Source organism: Deltaproteobacteria bacterium, from assembly GCA_020848905.1.
Lineage (GTDB): Bacteria > Myxococcota_A > Polyangia.
Map to the genome: position 1 here is coordinate 55,940 of JADLHG010000009.1, position 18,168 is coordinate 74,107.

An 18,168-nucleotide genomic window follows, 5' to 3' on the forward strand; every position below is an offset into this window, starting at 1 on the left:
CGAAGGCTGAGGTGGTCATGCGAGCAGTTCGTTCGGTCGTGATGGTGTCGTCGCTCCTTCTCGCCGCGTGCGGGGACAGCACTCCGGGATCCGACGCGGGAGGGGGAACTGACGGTGCGGCCGATGGCGCGGTGGGCGGCGACAGCCGCGCGGACGGCCCCCTGTCCCCCGACGCGAGCGCCGGCGACGCGTTTGGGCCCGACCGTTCGGTCCCTGACAGCTCGGGACGCGACGCTGTCCGCAGCGACGGGACCCGGAGCGACGCGAGCCCGCCCGACGCGCGCCGCACCGACGCGCTCGGCACGGCGGACCGCGGAGCCGTGGCGGATGCGCGGCCCTACCCCGACGCCGCCCCGCGCCGCGACACGGGCCCCGTCAGCGGCTGCGGCAACGGCGTGCGCGACACGACCGAGCAGTGCGACGACGGCAACACGCGAAACCTCGACGGCTGCGACGCGACCTGCCACTTCGAGCAGGTCCACCGCATCAACTACCTGCTCATGCAGTGGGGCACGGACAGCTTCTGCCCGAGCAACGCCTTCGGCGCGGCCTTCGTCCTCGCGCTGGCGCAGCAGCAGGTCCAGCAGTCCATGGACGACGGGATCCGCCTCGGCGGCCTGAACCTGCTCTACAAGATGATGGGGCTCGACGACCTGAGCGGGACGAACGACCCCTCCGTCGAGCTGGGCGTGATGAACGCGCTCTACTACGGCGGCACGGGCTACGACGGCACGAAGGACCTGGACTGGTGGTACCAGCCGCGGGCCGCGTCGTACGACGCGCAGAGAAACCCGCTCTACCGGCTGGTGGGCAAGATCGGCGCTGCCGGGGCCCACGTGCTCGAAGCGGGCCCGGGCTTCATCCAGGCCGTGCTCCCGATCGTCGGCACCTCGGGCACCCTGGACATGCCGAGCTCGCGGCTGCGCGTGACCCTCGGCGCCTCCTCGACGCCGGTCGCCTGGACCGCGGGCAACGTGGGCCACGTCCCCGCGGAGCACCTCTCGCCGACGCTCACGAGCTTCGCCACCGCCGGCGAGACGACCCCCACGGGCTCGGGACAGCTCTGCGGCTCGATCACCGCGGCCTCGCTCTCCCGGATCCCCGCGCCCCCGGGCCTCCTCTCCGGCTTCACCAAGTGCGGAGAGAACTACACCGCGAGCAACTCGCTGCTCGACCTGGTCGTCGGCGGCTGCACGGTGGTCATCCTGCAGGCCATCCGCCCCACGCAGCCCGACGGGGAGAACCCCGGAGCCCCGGTGGCGGGGGCCGGCGCGCCCTACCGGCTCACCGTGAACGCCCAGAAGCAGGTCACCGGCTGCCGCGACAAGAACAACGCGACGGTCACGCTCTCGGCCTGCCTCGCGGACGCGACCTACTCGTCGTACCTGCGCTTCGCGAGCGGCCGCGTCATCGCGAAGTAGGCTCCGCCGGGCTCGACGCCCCGCCCGCCTCGACCACCTCGACGGGCACACTCCCCAGCGCATCCCGCACCCCGTCGTCGGCGTAGACCTTCACGTAGAGCGTCCCCGCCCCGACGCCCGTCGCCGGCACGCGCAGCGTGACCGTGGCGCGCCCTTCCGCGATCGTCGTCTCGGCCCGGTCCACCGCGCGGTTGTTCGCCAGGGCGTGGTTGGCCCGGATCACCTCGTCGCGCCGCGGGTCGCCGTCATCCGGGACCGGCGAGGTCCGGCCCGCGAGGAGCTTCCGCCGCACCTCGAGCGAGAAGCGCGCCCTGCCGTGCCGCAGTCCGTCGAAGGCCGCCGTCACCTCCACCTCGCCGCCGCGCGCGACCTGCGCGCTCGACAGCGTGAGCGCGGCGCGGCCATCCACGTAGCGCAGGCGCATCGCCGGGTCCCCGAAGAGCGTGTACATGTGCAGGTGAGTGCGCTTGAGCGCCTGCACCTCGTCGGGCTTGAGGGCGATCTTGGTGATCGCGTCGATGGTGTCCCGGATACGGTCCTTCTGGTGCATCAGCCGGTATTTCAGCCGCCAGAGGAACTGCCCCACCGTCGGCTCGCGGTCTGCGGTGGCCGTCTCCGCCACCTCGCGAAAGAGGATGCCGTTCGTATACGGATGCGAGATCTCCGTCGAGGCAATCAGGGCCGCCGGCGCACGCTCGGTGCGCAGGATCTCCTCGGCGAAGGCGTCGCGGTTCACGAAGCCTCCCGTCAAGCAGGCCAGGATCACGAGCAGCGGAGGCTTGTGCCGCACGTCCAGCTTCGTCTCGAGCCGCGCCAGGTCGAAGATCGGGAAGTGCCGCCCGTTCCAGCTCAGCGAGTCCAGGCCCGCCTCGTTGCCGTGCCCCTGGTACGCGGCCACGAGCGCTCCGTCGTTGATCTCCGCGTAGACCTTGTCGCTGATCTTCTCGGGCACGTAGACGTACTCCGAGCGCTGGGACGCGTACGTCATGGTCATGTCGTAGTCGTAGCTCACCGCGTCCATGTACTCCTTCGTGAGCTGCTCGAGGAAGTAGTCCACCGAGAACCCACCCTGGGAGGCGAAGAGCGTGAGGCGCCGGTTCCACTCGCCCACCTCGTAGGTGCTCTCGTGGCGCTCGATCTTGCGCAGAATGACCAGCGCCTCCTCGACGGTGCGCGCGGGGATGCGCCCCACCGGAAACTCGGGCTCGTGGTCCCCGTCGAGGTCCACGTAGTAGTTGTCGCTCTTGTTGGAGGTGCCGTCGAAGGGCTCCCGATAGCGGTAGACCGGCACCGGGTCGTCCGCGTCCCCGAGGATGAGCAGGAAGAAGGGCCGCTTCGGGTCCCGCCGCTCGTAGTGCCCGCGCACGAAGGCCTTGATCTCCTCGATGCGTGCGCTCGGGTCGCCCCCCGCTCCGCTCGAGGACGGGGGCACGACCAGCGTCCCCACGCGGTAGCCCGCCTGCTCTCGATAGGTCTGGTAGGCCTTCGCCGCCGTCACGAGCTTCGGGCCCGTCACGATCAGGTAATCGATCCCGCCCCCCGGCGGTGTGGGTGGCGGCACCGCCTCGGCGCAGCTCCCCACGCAGGGGACGGGCCCCGGCGGGCCGCTCGCGGCGGGTCCGCAGCCGAGCGGCAGACCGGCGAAGGAAAGCGCGCAAAGCAGCAGCGCGCGGGCACCTGGGCTCGAACGGGGGCGACGCGTCGTTTGTGTCATGGGATAGATCGAGGATAGCAGAGCGGGAAGGTCACGGAGAAGGTACTCCCGCGCCCCGGCTCGCTCTCCACCGCCACCGCGCCCCCGTGGAGCTCCACCAGCCGCTTGACGAGGGCGAGGCCGAGACCCGTCCCTTCGGGCTTGACCCCCCCCGACGGCTCGATCTGCTCGAACTCCTTGAAGAGCCGCGGCAGGTCCTCGGCGGCAATCCCGATGCCGGTATCGGTCACGGCCACCTTCAGGAGACCGTCCTGCGCGGTCATCGCCAGGCCCACGCGCCCCCCCGGCGGCGTGAACTTGATGCCGTTCGAGAGCAGGTTGTAGAGCACCTGCTTGAAGCGCACCGGGTCCACGTGCACCTTCGGCAGCTCCTCGGAGAGGCTCGCCTCGAGGCGGACCTGCTGTTTCACGGCCAACGGCTGGACAGCCTCCAGGACCCCCTCCGCGAGCAAGCCGACGTGGGTCCACTCCTGAACCAGGTTGATCCGCCCGGCCTCGATCTTCGAGAGGTCCAGGATGTCGCTCACCAGGTTCAGCAGGTGCTTGCCGCTCTGGAGGACGTTGCGGATGTACTCGAGCTGCTTCGGCGTCATGGGCCCCGCGAGCTCCTGCTCGAGGAGCTCGGAGAAGCCGATGACCGAGTTCAGCGGCGTGCGGAGCTCGTGGGACATGTTGGCCAGGAACTTGGACTTGAAGCGGCTCTCCTCCTCGGCGCGCGTTCGCGCGAGGCCGAGCTCCACGTTGGCCTTCTCCAGAGCTTCCGCGTGGAGCGCCAGGGACTGCGCCGCGCGCTTGCGCTCGGTCACGTCCCGCAGGGCCATGACCCCGCCACGAAAGGCCCCCTGCGCGTCGCGGAGCGGCCGCGAGGAGAGCGAGAGGAAGAGCCCCTGCGGCCAGAGTCGGTTCCGTATGAGGAGCTCCACGTCATCGCAGGGCAGCCCGCGCAGCGCCAGGCTCAGCGGAAGCTGCTCCACCGGAAACGGCTCCAGCGTGGCGGGATCGAGCACTTCGTTGCGCTCGCGCCAATCCGCGCGCGAGGCTCCGAGCGGCGCTCCATCCAGCAGGCGCGCCACCTCGGGGTTCGCGAGCACCACCCGGCCGGCCTCGTCCACCACCACCACCCCCTCCCCGATGCAGTCCAGGACCATCTGCAGCTCGGCCTGCTTCGCCTGGAGCCGCCCGTTCGCCCGCAAGATCTCCTCGAAGGTGGAGAGCAGCAGGTCCAGCACCTGCTCCCGGCCGGAGGTGATTGTGAACGTACGATCTAGAAACATCACCTCCAGCCCGAGACCGGCCGGTCGCCCCTCGCGGATCCGTCGGTTGGCCAGGATGGTGCGAATGCGTGCGATCAGGTAGTCGGGCTCGTAGGGCTTGGTGACGAAGTTGTCCGCCCCGCTCTCGAGCCCCCGGATGACATCGAGAGGGTCGCTCAGGCTCGTGAGCAGGAGCACGGGCAGCGTGCGCAGCGTGTGGTGCTGCCTGAGCCGCGCGCAGAGCTCGTAGCCCGAGAGCCTCGGCATGAGGATGTCCGACACGACGAGATCGAACGACTCGGCCAGGGCGCGCTCGTAGCCCTCCTGACCGTCCCGGGCCACCTCTACGCCGAAGCCCGCCTCCTCGAGGACCAGCCGCAGCTCCTCGGCCTGGGTCGCGCTGTCCTCCACCACGAGCACCCGGGTCATCGTTGTCCTCCCCCGCGATGGACGAGGTCGTGGATCCGTTCGGCCAGCCGCGAGACGGGTAGCACCTCGTGCACCGCGCCGGCCGCCACCGCCGCGCCTGGCATGCCATAGACCACCGAGCTGGCCTCGTCCTGAGCCAGCACGATCCCTCCCGCGCGACGGAGCGCGACAAGACCCTCCACCCCGTCGTTTCCCATCCCCGTCAAGATCGCCGCCACCACCTGTCCCCCGAGATGCTGTGCCGCCGAGGCGAAGAGCTGCGTCGCCGACGGACGAAAGCCGCCGACGGGCGGAGAGGTGGTGAGATGCGCCCGCAGCGCCTCGGTCACGCCCAGGTGGTGCTCCTCGGGGGCGAGGTAGACGTGCCCCGGCAAGAGCGCTTCGCCGTCGTGCGCCAGCCGGACCTGCAGCGGACAGCCGGTGTTGAGCCAGGCCACGAAGCCGGGCACGAAGCCGCGCGCGATGTGCTGCACGACCGCGATGGGCACGGGAAAGGTCCCGGGGAGCTCCCCGAGCAAGCGCTGCAGCACGGCCGGCCCGCCGGTCGAGGCCGCGAGGGCCACGAGGCGAACGCCCGCTACCGGCTCGGGCCTTGGCGCCAGGGCCACCTCGGCGGTCGTCCGCTCGCGCCAGCGTCGAACCACCTTCACGTAGGCCAGCGCCTTCACCGTGGAGCGCAGGGTCGCGCACAGCTCGGCGAACTCCGGCGCCGCGGGACTCACCGGCTTCTCGAGCACGGTCAAGGCCCCCACGCGGAGCGCGTGCATCGCCAGCTTGACCTCCCCCACCTGCTCGCTCGCCGAGACGATCACGATCGGCGTCGGCGCTTCGATCATGATCTGCTTGGTGGCCTCGAAACCGTCGAGGAGCGGCATGTGGAGGTCCATCGTCACCAGGTCGGGACGCAGGCTCTTCGTGAGCGCCACGGCCTCGACGCCGTTGCCGGCCTGCCCCACCACCTGGAGCTCGGGGTCCTCCTCGAGCACAGCCACGAGGAGCTGGCGCGCGGTCAGCGAGTCCTCCGCCACGAGCACCCGGATCACGAGCGCCTCAGGAGCCGCGCGAGCGTGTCGAGCAGCCGGAGCGGGTCGAACTCGGCCTTGACCATGTACGCATCGGCCCCGACGGCACGCCCTCTCGCCCGGTCTTCCACGCTGTCGCGCGCGGTCAGCAGCACGACCGGCAGGTGGCGCAGCGCCTCCGTCGACCGGATCGTCGCCGTCAGCTCGAAGCCATCCATGCGGGGCATCTCGACGTCCGAGATCACCAGCTCCACCCCTCCCTCCGCGAGCACGCGCAGCGCGTCCGCGCCATCCACGGCCAGGCGCACCGCGTAGCCCGCCGCCTCGAGGATACTCTTCCCGAGCGCGCGCGTGGTCGCCGAATCATCCACCACGAGGACACAGCGGGGCACGGCGCCGGGCGCGCTCGCCGGCCGCGCGCGAGGCGGCACGCCGGACGGCTGCTGCGCCCCCGCCCGCACGAGCTCGGGCACGTTCAGGACCAGTGCCGGCGCCCCGTCGGGCAGCACGGTACCGGAGACGTAGAAACGAAGTCCCTCGAGCCGCGGACCGAGCGGCCGCACCGTGACCTCCCGCTCGTCGAGGAGCTCGTCCACCACCAGGGCCAGCCGCCCGGCGCCCGCCCCGAGCAGCACGACGGGCACGCGGCGTGACGCAGCTTGCTCCGAAGGCGCGCGTCCGAGGAGCGACGCGAGGTGCGCAACGGGCTGCGCCGGACCGTCGCTCCAGGCCTCTGTGCCTTCCTCGGCCCGGTCCAGCTCCTCGGGCTCGAGCCGCAGGAGCCGCCGCACGCCCAGAAGCGGCAGAGCGAAGCGCTGGCCTCCGGCAGCGACGAGGAGAACCCGCAGCGTGGCGAGGGTCAGGGGCACCGCGATCGTGAACCGCGTCCCCCGGCCGGGGATGCTCTCGACGGCGGCGGTGCCGTGCAGCCCCTCCAGGGTCGCCTTCACCACGTCGAGGCCCACGCCGCGGCCCGACACCGCATCCACCCGACGCGCGGTCGAGAGGCCGGGAAGCCAGACGAGCTCGGCCGCCTCGGCGTCGCTTCGCGGAGCGGTGAGGCCGAGCTCCGCAGCGCGCCGCCGCAGCGCCGGCAGGTCCAGGCCCCGCCCGTCGTCCGCGACTGTCACCTCCGCCTGCGCGCCACAGAGCCTCGCCGTCACCTCGAGCCGTCCCCGCGGCGGTTTGCCCAGGGCCACGCGCTCCGGCCTCGGCTCGAGACCATGGTCCACGGCGTTGCGCACCAGATGGCGGAGCGGGTCCTGCAGCCGCTGGGCCAGCGCGCGATCCAGCGCCACCTCCTTCCCCGTCGCCACGAGGTCCGCCTCCCGGCCTGTCGCGCGGCAGAGGTCGGCCACGAGCCGCTCGAGCTCCTCGAACCCCGCGCCGAGGGGCAGAAGGCGCGCGCTGCGAGCCTCCGCCTCGAGAGCGTTCGCCACGCGCTCGAGCTGGCGCAGGTCCCCCCGGGCCCGGCGCTCCGTCTCCTCGAGGCCCCGCTCGAGGGCCCCGAGCCGCACCGCGAGCTCTTCACGAGTGGTCGTTCTAGAAGATTTCGTCCTATACGCCAGCTCCCCGAGCGCCTCCACCCGCGCGGCCAGGCGCCCCCGCACCCGCAGAAGCTCCCCGCTCTGCCGCACGAGCTCGTCCAGGTGCTCCACAGCCACCCGGGCCGTGGGCGAAGCCGGCACCTCCGACGACGCGGCTCCGGCGGGCGCCGGTGTCGCGTTCGGTGGGCCCGCCGCCGGCTCCTCCTGGCGCGCCGCGAGGGCCGCGGGGGTCCCCGGGGAGGTCGCCACCGGCCCTCCGGGCTCGCGAAGCTGCTCGAGCGCCACCTGCACCGCGTCCACCAGCGCGAAGAGGAGCTGGTAGCGTTCGGAGTCGAACACGATTCGGCCGTCGCGCGCCGCCCCCAGCATCTCCTCGAGCCCGTGACAGGCCCCTTCGATCGGCCGCGCTCCCACGGCGCGGGCGGCCCCCTTCAGGCTGTGCGCCGCGCGAAAGAGCGTGCGCAGCAGCTCGACGCGCACCTCGGCCCCCGCCGCCCGCTCGAGGGCCAGCAATCCCCGGTTCAGCGCGGCGAGGTGCTCCTCGGCCTCCCCGAGGAAGGTGGCCATCAGGCGCCGGGTCAGCTCCGCGCGGTCCATCAGCGCGCCGAGAGCTCCCGCAGGCGCTCGGTCAGTCGGTGCAGATCGTGCGAGGTGCGCTCGATCTGCTGCGTGGAGGCGAGGCTCTGGTTCGCCACGAGCGTGATCTCCTGCACCGCCTCGCCGATCTGGGACATCCCCGCCGCCTGCTGGCCGGCCGAGGCCGAGATCTGCGCGGCGGCCTGCGCCGACTCGGTGATCACCGCGGTGAGGCTGCCGATCACCTCCCCCGCCTGCTGCACCGCGCGCAGCGCCCCGCTCGCGGCCTTGGTCCCCTCCTCGGTGGCGAGCACGGCGGCGGAGGTCTGGCGCTGGATCACCCCTAGGATTCCCCGGACCTGCACCGTGCCCTTCTTGGCCTGGTCGGCGAGGGCGCGCACCTCCTGCGCCACCACGGCGAAGCCCCGCCCGTGCTCTCCGGCGCGGGAGGCCTCGATGGCCGCGTTCAGGGCCAGGAGGTTCGTCTGTTCGGCGATCTCGTTGGCCGAGGCGATGAGCTCCGAGATGGCCTGCGCCTGGTCGGCCAGGCCGAACATCTTCTCGGCGATGGCCTCGACCTGGGCCTTGAGCCGCGTCACGTCGGCGAGCGTCACCTCCACGACCTCGCGACCGGCGTGGCTGACCTCCATCGAACGCCGGGCCAGCTCCGCCACGGTACGCGCGCGTTCGGCCGCCTGCGCCGCGGTGTGGCTCACCTCCTCCACCGTGGTCGCCGTCTCCTGGACGGCCGCCACCTGTCTCCCCGCTCCCGCCGCCTGCTGCGTGGTGGCCGCGAGCACCTCCGCCACCGCCGGCGCGAGGTTCTGCACCGCGTCCCGCATGCCGTCGAGAAGCTCCTCGATGCGCCGCCGGGCCTGGGCCTCAGTCTCGGCGCTGACCATGGTGGTCCCCAGCCGCTCGGCCATGCGGTTGAAGGCCTGCGCGATCTCCCCGAGCTCGTCGCCCGAGGCCACGGGGAGCCGGTGCGTCAGCGCCCCCGTCCCGAGCTGGGCCGCACCCTCCACCAGCTCCTGGGTCCGCCGCGCCAGATTCCGGCTGATCGCGGCGGCGATCAGCGCGGCCAAGAGCGCCGCGCCGCCCCCCGCGCCGAGGGTCCAGTTGACGCGGACCAGCGTGGCCTCGAGCGTCCGCTTGCGCGCCTCCAGCAGGAGATCCTCGTGGGCACGGATCTGCGCGCTCGTCTGCCGCAGGCGATCCATGAGGCGCTTCCCGTCGCCGCGGCGGACCAGCGGGAGCACGGCCTCGAGGCTCTGCTCGCGCCGGCCGCGCACGAGCATCTCTTGGTGCGCGAGCTTCTCCTTGGCTTGGCGCGCGAACTCCGCGAGTCGCGTCTGCTGCGTGGCGTCGTCCGCCGTGACGCGCGCGAGCTCGGCCAGCGAAGGATGGACTCCCGATCGCCCCCGTTCGTACGCCTCGAGAAACGGCTCGTGTCCCGTCAGGGCAAAGCCCCGGGCCCCGGTCTCCACGTCCTTGACCAGCGAGAGCACCAGCTCGACCTGGGCCCGGACCTCGTGGGTGTGGGCCACCCAGCGGCTGCTCTCCGCCAGCGCCGCGCTCGTGCGCCAGGCCGTAACGGTGACCACCCCCACCGCCACGACGGGCAGCCCCACGGCCAGGCTCAGCTTGCGTCCGATCGTCCAGCCCTTCCTCGGCATCTCGGCCCCCGTGCGGCTCTGGCTCAACGCCCGCCGTCGCCTCGTTCGATACGCAGCCACGGACCCTCGCGGAGCGCCGCCCCGTCGAGAAGCGCGAGCCCCTCGGGGGTCACTCCCTTCACGAGCTCCCGCGGCGGCGAGGGTTCTCCTCCCGTCAGCGGGCGCAGCTCCTCGGCCGCGACGAAGGCCGCCGAGAGCACCGCCTCGACGAGCACTCCGACCTCGGCCCCTCGTTCGCCGAGCAGGAGCACCCGGCTCGCGTCGGTCGGAGGCCGCGGAGGGCCGCCGAGAACCACGCCTAGCTCGAAGACCGGGAGCAGCGCGTCCCGAAGCGGCATGACTCCGGCGAGCCCGGGAGGCGCTCCGGCCACGGACGTCAGCGCCTCCGCGCGCCGCACCTCGCGCACCTCCGCGAGCTCCAGCGCGTAGCGTCCACCCCCCGAGGTGAAGCTCACCACCTCCCGGCGACGCCTCGGCCCGCTCTCTCCCGTTGGCCGAGCGGCCAGCCGCCGCGCGCGCTCGCGCAGAATCGCCGCCGACTCCTCAGGGGAAGGGGCGTCGGGGACCACAGGCTCGCCTTCAAGCGCGGCCCGTCGCCCCTCGGGAGCACGCGACCCGACGAGCCGCACGAGCCCGACTGGAAGACCGCTCGCTCCCTCGAGCTCGGTCGCGGGCGCGAGCGCGACCGGGTCGACGCGTTCGAGCGCCAGCACGCGGTCCACGCGCACGGCGAGGCGCCTCGTCCCCCGGCGCACGACGAGCAGGTGCTCCTCGGGGCAAAGCTCCGCGGACTCGCCCTCTCGCGGCCCGGCCAGCGCCACCAGCGGCACGCGCTCGCCGCGCAGGTCGATCACCCTATTCCCCCCCGGGAGCGCCTCGGCAGCCTCGACCGGCGCCACGGCGCGCAGCACCTCCTCGACGGCCGCCGCGGGCACTCCGTAGCGCTCCCCGGCGAGCTCGAACACCACCATGGCCGCCCCATCGACCCCCATGCCGTCCACTGTATCCCCTCCCCGGGGCTAAGGGCCAGGCGTCCGCTCGGACCGGAGGTAGGCGCGCACCTGGTCGACGAAGGTCGCGGGGTCGATCGGCTTCTCGAGGTAGCCCGAGAACCCCAAAGCGAGCGCGCGTTCGCGATCCCCGACCATGGCAAAGGAGCTCACCCCCACCACCGGGATGGCCGCCAGCTCGGGGTCGGCCTTCAGTCGCTCCGCGGTCTCGTAGCCGTCCATCTCGGGCATCTGGATGTCGAGCAGGATCAGCTCGGGCGCCTCGGCCCGCGCGCGCTCGAGCGCCTCGCGCCCGTTCTGCGCGGCGATGACCGTGAAGCCGTGGCGCTCGAGCAGGAAGGTGGCCAGGTACCGGTTGTTCTCGTTGTCCTCGACGAGCAGGATCTTCGCTCCCATCGGCGCCTCCTGGCTTTGCGTCAGCTCACCGCCGGGCGTGTCTCGGACGGTCGCAGCGGCACGGTGAAGACGAAGCGCGAGCCCCGGCCGGGCTCGCTCTCCACCTGGATCATTCCGCCCATGGCCTCGAGCAGGCGGCGGCAGAGGTGCAGCCCGAGCCCCGTCCCCTCGTAGACCCGCCGCGCCGAGCTGTCGAGCTGCCGGAAGGCCTCGAAGAGGAGATGGAGCTGATCGGCGCGGATGCCGATCCCCGTATCCTCCACGGCCAGCTCCACCTGCTCCAGCGCGGCGCGGCCCACGATCCGCACCTCCCCGCGCTGGGTGAACTTCACCGCGTTGTTCGCCAGATTCAGGAGCACCTGGTAGACCCGCCGCCGATCCCCGACCAGCTCGGGCGGCGCGTCCGCGAGGTCCACCACGAAGCGGAGCCCCTTCTGCTCCGCGGCGGGCCGCAGCACGTCCTGCACCTCCTTCACGACGGCAGCCAGCTCGAAGCGCTCGCGGGAGAGCACCAGCTTCCCCGATTCGATGCGCGAGAGGTCCAGGAGGTCGTTGATCAGGCCCAGCAGGTGCCGCGCCGCCCCGCGCACGATGCCGAGCTGCTTGCGCTGCTCGCCCGTGAGCGGCCCCGCCAGGCCCTGCTCGAGCACTCCCGTGAAACCGATGATCGAGTTCATCGGGGTGCGCAGCTCGTGGCTCATCATGGCCAGAAACTGCGACTTGAGCCGGTCCACCTCGGTCAGCCGCTCGTTCGCCGCGGCCAGCTCCCGGGCGCGCTCCTCGAGCTCCTGGTTCAGCCGAACAATCCTCTCCTCGCTGCGCTTGCGTTCCGTGATGTCGCGGAAGATCACCACCCCGCCCCGGCCGACTCCGCCCGCGTCGCGCAGCGGCCTCCCCGAGCCAGCCACGACGATTCCGTCGGGCCACTTCTGGCTCCGGACGAGAAACTCGATGTCGTCGCAGCTCTCGCCCCGCAGGGCCCGACCCATCGGGTTCTCCGCGGACGAGACCGGCTCCCGGGTCTCGGCCAAGAGCACCTCGTTGCGTACCTGCCATTCGGTGCGGGCGGCCCCGACCGGCGCGGCGTCGAGCAACCGCACGGCCTCGGGATTCGCCAGCACCACGCGGCCCGTCGCGTCCGCCACGACCACACCCTCGCCCAGGCAGTCCAGGATCATCTGCAGCTCGTCCCGGTTGGCGTACAGCTCGGCCTGGCTCGCCCGCAGCTCCTCCTCGGCGCGCTGGCGCGTGGCCACCTCGGCCCGGAGCTGCTCGTTGGCCGTAGCCAGCTCCAGCGTGCGGAGCGCCACTCGCCCCTCGAGCTCGTCCCGCGCCGCCCGGAGCTCGTCCTGCAGCGCGTGCTGGGCCGTCATGTCCCGCAGGGAGCAGAGCACGAGCCTCTCGCCGGTCCGGCAGGTCACGGGGCTCAAGCTCACGTCCACGGGCACCTCGGTGCCGTCGGCCCGCAGCGCGCGAATGCGGAGCCCCGTCCCCATCGGGCGGCGGCGAGGGTCCGCCGCGTAGGCCCGGCGGTTCGCCACGTGCACCCCCCGCGCGGCCTCGGGGATGAGCGCCTCCACGGGCTGGCCGAGCAGCGCCGCCCCCCGAGCGCCGAAGAGCGCCTCGGCCTGGGTGCTGACCAGGCGGATCGTGCCCTCGGCGTCCACGGCCAGCATCGGGTCGGGGGCCGCCTCGACCAGCTGGAAGAGCGCCTCCAGGTCGAGGGGCACGGGGCTACCCCTCGCGCGCGCGGTCGGGTTCGTCGAGGGCCGGAAACTCCATGGTGAAGGTGGTCCCCACCGCCGAGCTCTCGACGCGGATGCGCCCCTCGTGCACCTGCACCACCCGCTGTACGGTGGCCAGTCCCAGCCCGCTCCCGCGGCCCTCGGGCTTCGTCGTGTAGAAGGGCTCGAAGAGGTGCGCGCGGATCTCCTCGGACAGCCCGGGGCCCGTGTCCTGCACGGACAGCGTCACCACGGACCGCGGTGCCCCACCCTCCTCGGTCGCAGCTCCGCACGCCGTGCGGAGGCGTAGCGTGCCGCCGCCAGCCATCGCGTCGCGGGCGTTGATCGCGAGGTTCGTGAGGAGCTGGTCCAGCAGCGCCAGGTCCCCCGCGATCCGGGCCGGCCGTCCCCCCTGCTCGTGCACCACCCGAATCTCCGGGCCCGTCGCGCGCTGGAGCATGGGGAGCCGGCTCGCCACATGGGCCTCGAGGTCCACCGGCGCCCGCCGCACCTCCCCCTGGCGCCCGAGGGTGAGGAGCTGCCGCGCGATGGTGGAGGCCGCGCGGGCGGACTCGGCGATCAGGTCCAGATCGGCCAAAGCCTCTGGGTCTCCCGCGACGCGCTCCCGCAGCAGCCCCGCCGTGCCTGTCACCCCCACGAGGAGGTTGTTCATCTCGTGCACGGCCCCCGCGGCGAGCTGGCCGATCACCTGTAGCTTCTGCGCGCGCAGGAGCGCCGCGGTGGTCTCGGCGTGCGCCGCGAGCTCCGCCTGCAGGCGGCGGTTCGCCGCGGCCAGGTCGAGCATCTTCTTCTCGAGCTTCTGGACCAGCCGCTCGTTGTAGGTGCGGAGGTACTGATCCTCGGCCGGCAGCTCGATGAGCGCCCGGGTGAGCGCCCCCGCCTGGGCCTCGGCCAGCACCTCGCGCAGCACGGCCTCGAACTCGCGCGGCTCTATCGGCTTGATCAGGTAGCGCGCCGCCCCGAGCGAGAGCGCGAGCTGCCGGTCCCGGTCCTCGGTATAGGTGGCGGTGTAAAAGACGACCGGCACGTGACGCAGCTTCGGGTCGGCCTTGATCGCGCGACAGAGCGCGAAGCCGTCCATCTCGGGCATCAGCACGTCGCTCAACACGAGATCGACGGGCTCGGCGTGCAGCCGCGCGAGCGCCTCGATGCCGCCGCGGACCGAGACGACCTCGTGCCCCCCCGCCGAGAGCAGGAGCTCCACCAGATAGAGGTTCTCGGCGTTGTCGTCGACGCTCAGAACCTTCATTCCACCCTCCACACCCGCGTCACCGGGAAATATAGCAGCAGACCCGCCCACCGCCCGTCTCCTGGCGCCCGCTGCGCCCTGGGCGACCGTGGCCGGCCGCTAGGCGTCCGTGGCGCCCCCGCCGTTCTCGCCGCCACCGCTGCTGCCTGCCCCCTCCACGCCCCCCGCCGCCGCGTCGCCGCGTCCGCCGCGCCCTCGACGCCGACGCCGACGGCGGCGCGACCTCTCCGCGGCCCCTTCGTCTCCCGACGCGCTGCCCCCCTCGCCGCCTCCGCCGCCCCCGTTTTGCGGGGCTCCCTCCGCGCGCGCCTCACCACCCGCCGGCGCCGCGCTCTCCTCGGCTCGGCCGCCTTCCCGGGGCCGCTCCGCCTCACGCGCCGGTTCACCCCCGCCACGCCGACCGCGTCCGCGCCGCCGACCTCGTCCTCGCCGGCCCCCTCGCTCGTCCCGCGGGCTCTGCGCCGCGCCCTCGGCTCCTCTCTCGCCGCCCGCCCCCGGCGCTCCCTCGCCGCTCGCCCCGGACGCTCCCTCGCTCGACGCGCCCTCGGCCGAAGCCTCCTTCGATTCCGTCGGCCGGGCCGCCGGCCCGCGCCCCGCCGCGCCCCGCTCCTCTGCCCCCCGCGCACGTCCCCGACCCCGATCCCGCCGTCCCCGTCCACGCCGGCCTCCCTCCCCCGCCGCGCGCCGCGCGCCCGCACCCCCGTCGCCTTCGCCCGACGACGCAGCTTCTCCGCCCTCCTCGTCGTCGACCACCGCCCCTGCCGCGGCATCCGCCACCGACGCCAGCGTGACCCCGGCGATCCGCGGCGCAGCGCCCTTGTCCTCTGCGCGGTCCCGCTCGCGCTGGAGCCAGTCCAGCTTCTCCTCCGAGCGGTCGAGCCCCGCCTCGGCGCAGATCTCGATCTGGATGCGGTGCTCGTCCTCGAGAGCCAGGAGCTGTCGCCGCCGCCGGTTCTGCAACGCGTCCGCCACCTCCGGGTGCAGCCGCACGCGCACCCCGCGGATGCGCCCCGTGACGGCCTTCTCCTCGATGCGGCGCAAGATCCCGAGACCCATCTGCTCGGCAGTCGGAAGCATTCCCGTCCCAGAGCAGGTGGGGCAGTTCCGGTGCGTGCGCAGCTGGAGCTGCTGCCGGATGCGTTGGCGGTTGATCTCGAGCAGGCCGTTCTCGCTGATCTTGCCCACGCTCGAGCGCGCCTTGTCGACCTTCATCGCGTCGCGCAGCGCCTTCTCGACGCTCCGCTGGTACTTGCGGCTGCGCATGTCGATGAAGTCCACCACCAGAAGACCGCCGATGTCGCGAAAGCGGAGCTGCCGCGCCACCTCGGCCGCCGCCTCCAGGTTGGTGTGAAAGGCCGTCTCCTCCTGGCTCGCCCCCCCCGTGGACTTGCCCGAGTTGACGTCGATGACCGTGAGCGCCTCGGTCCCCTCGATCACCAGCGAGCCCCCCGACGGCAGCGTCACCTTCGGCTCGTGGATCGACGCGATCTGCCGCTCCACCCCGTACTTCGTGAAGAGCGGCACGAGCTCCTCGTACGGCTTGAGCTCGATCTTGCTGCGCGGCAGAAACGCCTGCACGTACTCCTGCGCCTTCTGCAGCAGACGCGCGTTGTCCACCAGCACCTGCTCGACCCGCGCGTCGAGGTAGTCCCGCAGCGCCTGGATCAAGAGGTCCTGGTCGTCGTAGATGAGGCGCGGGCCTCGCCCCTGGGTGGAGTCCTCGAGCACCCGCTCCCACAGCCGCAGAAGCGCCCCGAGGTCCCGCTGCAGCTCGGCCTTGGTCTGGTCGGCGGCGTTCGTGCGCACGATGTAGCCGAAGCCGTCGGGCAGGTGCAGCGAGCTCACCCGCTCCTTGAGCTTCTTGCGCGCCTCCTCGTCCTCCACCTTGCGCGACAGCCCCCGCGAATCGTCGTAGGGCAGGAGCACGAGGTAGCGGCCGGCGAGGCTCAGGTTGGTCGTGAGCGCCGCGCCCTTGCTCCCCACCGCGTCCTTCGTCACCTGCACGAGCAGCGTGCGTCCGCGCTCGAGCACCTGATCGATGCGCGGCCTCCCCTCCCCCTCGGGCGGTCGATGGTAGGCCTGCGGCACCACGTCCCCGATGGCGAGAAAGCCCTGCCGCTCGGCGCCGTATTCGACGAACGCGGCGTCCAGCGCCGGGGCGATGTTGACCACCACGCCGCGGTAGATGTTCCCCCGCTCGAGTCCGGCCTGCGCGGTTTCGACCTGGTAGTTCTCGAGGACCCCGTCCTCGACGATGGCCACCCGGAGCTCCTCCGGTTGCTGGCCGTTGATGAGCATGGTGCGCGACACGTGTCGGTCTCCCTTCGGCGCGACGCTCGGACAGCCTGCTGCCGCGCCGCGACCTCGTGCCGCTCGCCGCGCTCACCCACAGACCGCTGGCGCGCCCCCCAAGTGGGGCGCGGAACCGCCGCTGCTCGCGTCGCGTCCCCTCCTCCGCCTCGCAGGGCCCAGGAACGCGACGAACCGGAGCACAGTACTATCCTCGCCGCGCCGCCTCAATCGAAAGCCGCCGCCCGCTTGTCGACGACCGAACGCCTCTGGGGTTAACCTTCGGCCATGCGCTACTGGTTTCAGCTCTGGGACGAGGCCACGGCCAGCCTCACGATCCCGCTCGTCGCGTCGCTCGTCCTCGTCCAGGCCATGGTGCGCGCCTGGGGCGTGGACACGCACCGGCAGATGCGCGGGCTCGCGCTCCTCGTGGGCCTGCACCTGATGCTCCTCCCCGCCGTGGCCTGGCTGCAGCCCGCGAAGGGGAGCGCCTACGTCGGGCTGCGCGTGACCATGATGATCCTGGCCGCGCTGGCCATCGTCGGCATCGCCTCGCGCCTGCTCTTCGGCGTCGTCATGCCGCGCCTCCACCTGCGCGCCCCCCGCATCCTCCAGGACGTGATCGCCGCCGTGACCTCGATGATCGCCATCCTGGCCATCGCGGCGCGGGCCGGCTTCAACCTCTCCGGCCTCATCGCCACCTCCGCCGTCATGACCGCGGTGATCGGTCTCTCGATGCAGGACTCGCTCGGCAACATCTTCGCCGGGCTCTCGCTACAGATGGAAGGCTCGCTCTCCGTCGGAGATTGGATCCGCTTCGGCGAGATCGAAGGCGTGGTGCGAGAGATCCGCTGGCGCGCCACGATGATCGAGACGCGGAACGGCGACTCGGTCCTCATCCCGAACAGCACGCTGGTGAAGAACCCGATCCTGGTCCAGGGGCGGCGCAGCACCTTCCCGCGCATCGCCCGCCGCGCGGTGCACTTCAACGTGGACTTCCGCTACTCGCCGCAGGACGTGATCGACGCCGTGCTGAACGGGCTGCGCGCCGCTCCCCCGGACCGCGTGCTCAAGGAACCCGTGCCGGACTGCATCGTGCGCGAGATCAACGACAGCTTCGCGCGCTACGAGGTTCGCTTCTGGATCACCCAGTTCAACGCCGAGCACCCCATCTCGAGCGAGGTGCGCACCCGCGTCTACTACGCGCTGAAGCGGGCGGGCATCCCGCTCTCCATCCCGGCGCAGGCGGTCTTCGTCACCGAGGACACCCGCGAGCGCAAGGCGGCCAAGGTCCACGAGGACCTCGAGCAGCGGCTCCAGTCGCTGGCCCAGGTAGACCTGTTCGTGCCGCTCTCGCACGAGGAGCGGCGGGCCATCGCCTCGCGCCTGCGGCACGCGCCGTACCTCAAGGGGGAGGTCATGACCCGCCAGGGTGCCGTCGGGCACCGGCTCTACATCATCGTGAGGGGCGAGGTCTCCGTGCGCGTCGCGGCCGAGGGCGGGGCGCAGCGCGAGGTGGCGCGCCTCGGCGCGGGTAAGTTCTTCGGCGAGATGTCCCTCATGACGGGCGAGCCGCGCCAGGCCACCGTCGTGGCGCTCTCGGACGTGGAGTGCTACCGCCTGGACAAGGCCTCGTTCCAGCAGCTCCTGCAGGCGCGCCCCACGCTGGCGGAGAAGCTCGCCGAGGTGCTCGCGATCCGCAAGGTGGAGCTCACGGCGATCAAGGAAGGTCACGACGAGGTAACGCAGCAGCAGCAGCTCCAGGACCACAAGGAAGACCTGGTCGGGAAGATCCGCTCCTTCTTTGGTCTGTGACGGCGGAGAGGGGCCGGGCCGCGGCG

12 protein-coding genes are annotated in these 18,168 nt (G+C 72.4%); 2 read left to right on the forward strand and 10 right to left on the reverse strand.

Translation table 11 applies throughout. The features are described from left to right. Positions 1 to 17 precede the first annotated feature (17 nt). On the forward strand, positions 18 to 1,421 hold the full coding sequence (locus IT371_05475) for a hypothetical protein (protein ID MCC6747089.1): 1,404 nt from the start codon (positions 18 to 20) through the stop codon (positions 1,419 to 1,421). Here the strand turns inward: IT371_05475 and IT371_05480 are convergent. From IT371_05480 to IT371_05525, 10 genes are all read right to left on the reverse strand, one after another. Next, positions 1,408 to 3,135 (reverse strand): hypothetical protein, encoded by a 1,728-nt coding sequence (locus tag IT371_05480; protein ID MCC6747090.1) that lies wholly within the window; start codon positions 3,133 to 3,135, stop codon positions 1,408 to 1,410. The two genes, IT371_05475 and IT371_05480, sit on opposite strands and share 14 nt — an antisense overlap. Then, complete coding sequence (locus tag IT371_05485; protein ID MCC6747091.1) at positions 3,132 to 4,817, reverse strand: response regulator; 1,686 nt, start codon at positions 4,815 to 4,817, stop codon at positions 3,132 to 3,134. The genes IT371_05480 and IT371_05485 overlap by 4 nt, the downstream gene beginning before the upstream one ends. Next, entirely contained in the window at positions 4,814 to 5,857 is a 1,044-nt protein-coding gene (cheB, locus tag IT371_05490; GenBank protein ID MCC6747092.1) for a chemotaxis-specific protein-glutamate methyltransferase CheB, read from the reverse strand. Before cheB ends, IT371_05485 begins: the two co-directional genes overlap by 4 nt. Continuing rightward, the gene (locus IT371_05495; GenBank protein MCC6747093.1) at positions 5,857 to 7,983 is read right to left on the reverse strand and encodes a response regulator; all 2,127 of its coding nucleotides are present in this window, start codon (positions 7,981 to 7,983) and stop codon (positions 5,857 to 5,859) included. Before IT371_05495 ends, cheB begins: the two co-directional genes overlap by 1 nt. Next, positions 7,983 to 9,665: a methyl-accepting chemotaxis protein gene (locus tag IT371_05500; GenBank protein ID MCC6747094.1), complete on the reverse strand. Its 1,683-nt coding sequence runs from the start codon at positions 9,663 to 9,665 to the stop codon at positions 7,983 to 7,985. Before IT371_05500 ends, IT371_05495 begins: the two co-directional genes overlap by 1 nt. Continuing rightward, positions 9,662 to 10,630, reverse strand: coding sequence for a chemotaxis protein CheW (locus IT371_05505; protein ID MCC6747095.1), 969 nt, complete (start codon positions 10,628 to 10,630; stop codon positions 9,662 to 9,664). Before IT371_05505 ends, IT371_05500 begins: the two co-directional genes overlap by 4 nt. A 27-nt stretch (positions 10,631 to 10,657) precedes the next feature. Continuing rightward, positions 10,658 to 11,044 (reverse strand): response regulator, encoded by a 387-nt coding sequence (locus tag IT371_05510; protein ID MCC6747096.1) that lies wholly within the window; start codon positions 11,042 to 11,044, stop codon positions 10,658 to 10,660. 20 nt (positions 11,045 to 11,064) lie between these two features. Beyond that, positions 11,065 to 12,774: a PAS domain S-box protein gene (locus IT371_05515; GenBank protein MCC6747097.1), complete on the reverse strand. Its 1,710-nt coding sequence runs from the start codon at positions 12,772 to 12,774 to the stop codon at positions 11,065 to 11,067. A 4-nt stretch (positions 12,775 to 12,778) separates the two neighbouring features. Then, positions 12,779 to 14,038: a response regulator gene (locus IT371_05520; GenBank protein ID MCC6747098.1), complete on the reverse strand. Its 1,260-nt coding sequence runs from the start codon at positions 14,036 to 14,038 to the stop codon at positions 12,779 to 12,781. 99 nt (positions 14,039 to 14,137) lie between these two features. Next, on the reverse strand, positions 14,138 to 16,348 hold the full coding sequence (locus tag IT371_05525; GenBank protein MCC6747099.1) for an Rne/Rng family ribonuclease: 2,211 nt from the start codon (positions 16,346 to 16,348) through the stop codon (positions 14,138 to 14,140). A gap of 267 nt (positions 16,349 to 16,615) precedes the next feature. Here IT371_05525 and IT371_05530 point away from each other — a divergent pair, with 267 nt between their 5' ends. Then, entirely contained in the window at positions 16,616 to 18,142 is a 1,527-nt protein-coding gene (locus IT371_05530; protein ID MCC6747100.1) for a mechanosensitive ion channel, read from the forward strand. Positions 18,143 to 18,168: the final 26 nt, after the last annotated feature.

Bases quoted from the DNA above. Each gene is read 5' to 3' on its own strand.
- IT371_05475 (MCC6747089.1), top strand. From the start codon at position 18: ATGCGAGCAGTTCGTTCGGTCGTGATGGTGTCGTCGCTCCTTCTCGCC.
- IT371_05480 (MCC6747090.1), bottom strand. From the start codon at position 3,135: ATGACACAAACGACGCGTCGCCCCCGTTCGAGCCCAGGTGCCCGCGCG.
- IT371_05485 (MCC6747091.1), bottom strand. From the start codon at position 4,817: ATGACCCGGGTGCTCGTGGTGGAGGACAGCGCGACCCAGGCCGAGGAG.
- IT371_05495 (MCC6747093.1), bottom strand. From the start codon at position 7,983: ATGGACCGCGCGGAGCTGACCCGGCGCCTGATGGCCACCTTCCTCGGG.
- IT371_05505 (MCC6747095.1), bottom strand. From the start codon at position 10,630: ATGGGGGTCGATGGGGCGGCCATGGTGGTGTTCGAGCTCGCCGGGGAG.
- IT371_05510 (MCC6747096.1), bottom strand. From the start codon at position 11,044: ATGGGAGCGAAGATCCTGCTCGTCGAGGACAACGAGAACAACCGGTAC.
- IT371_05520 (MCC6747098.1), bottom strand. From the start codon at position 14,038: ATGAAGGTTCTGAGCGTCGACGACAACGCCGAGAACCTCTATCTGGTG.
- IT371_05530 (MCC6747100.1), top strand. From the start codon at position 16,616: ATGCGCTACTGGTTTCAGCTCTGGGACGAGGCCACGGCCAGCCTCACG.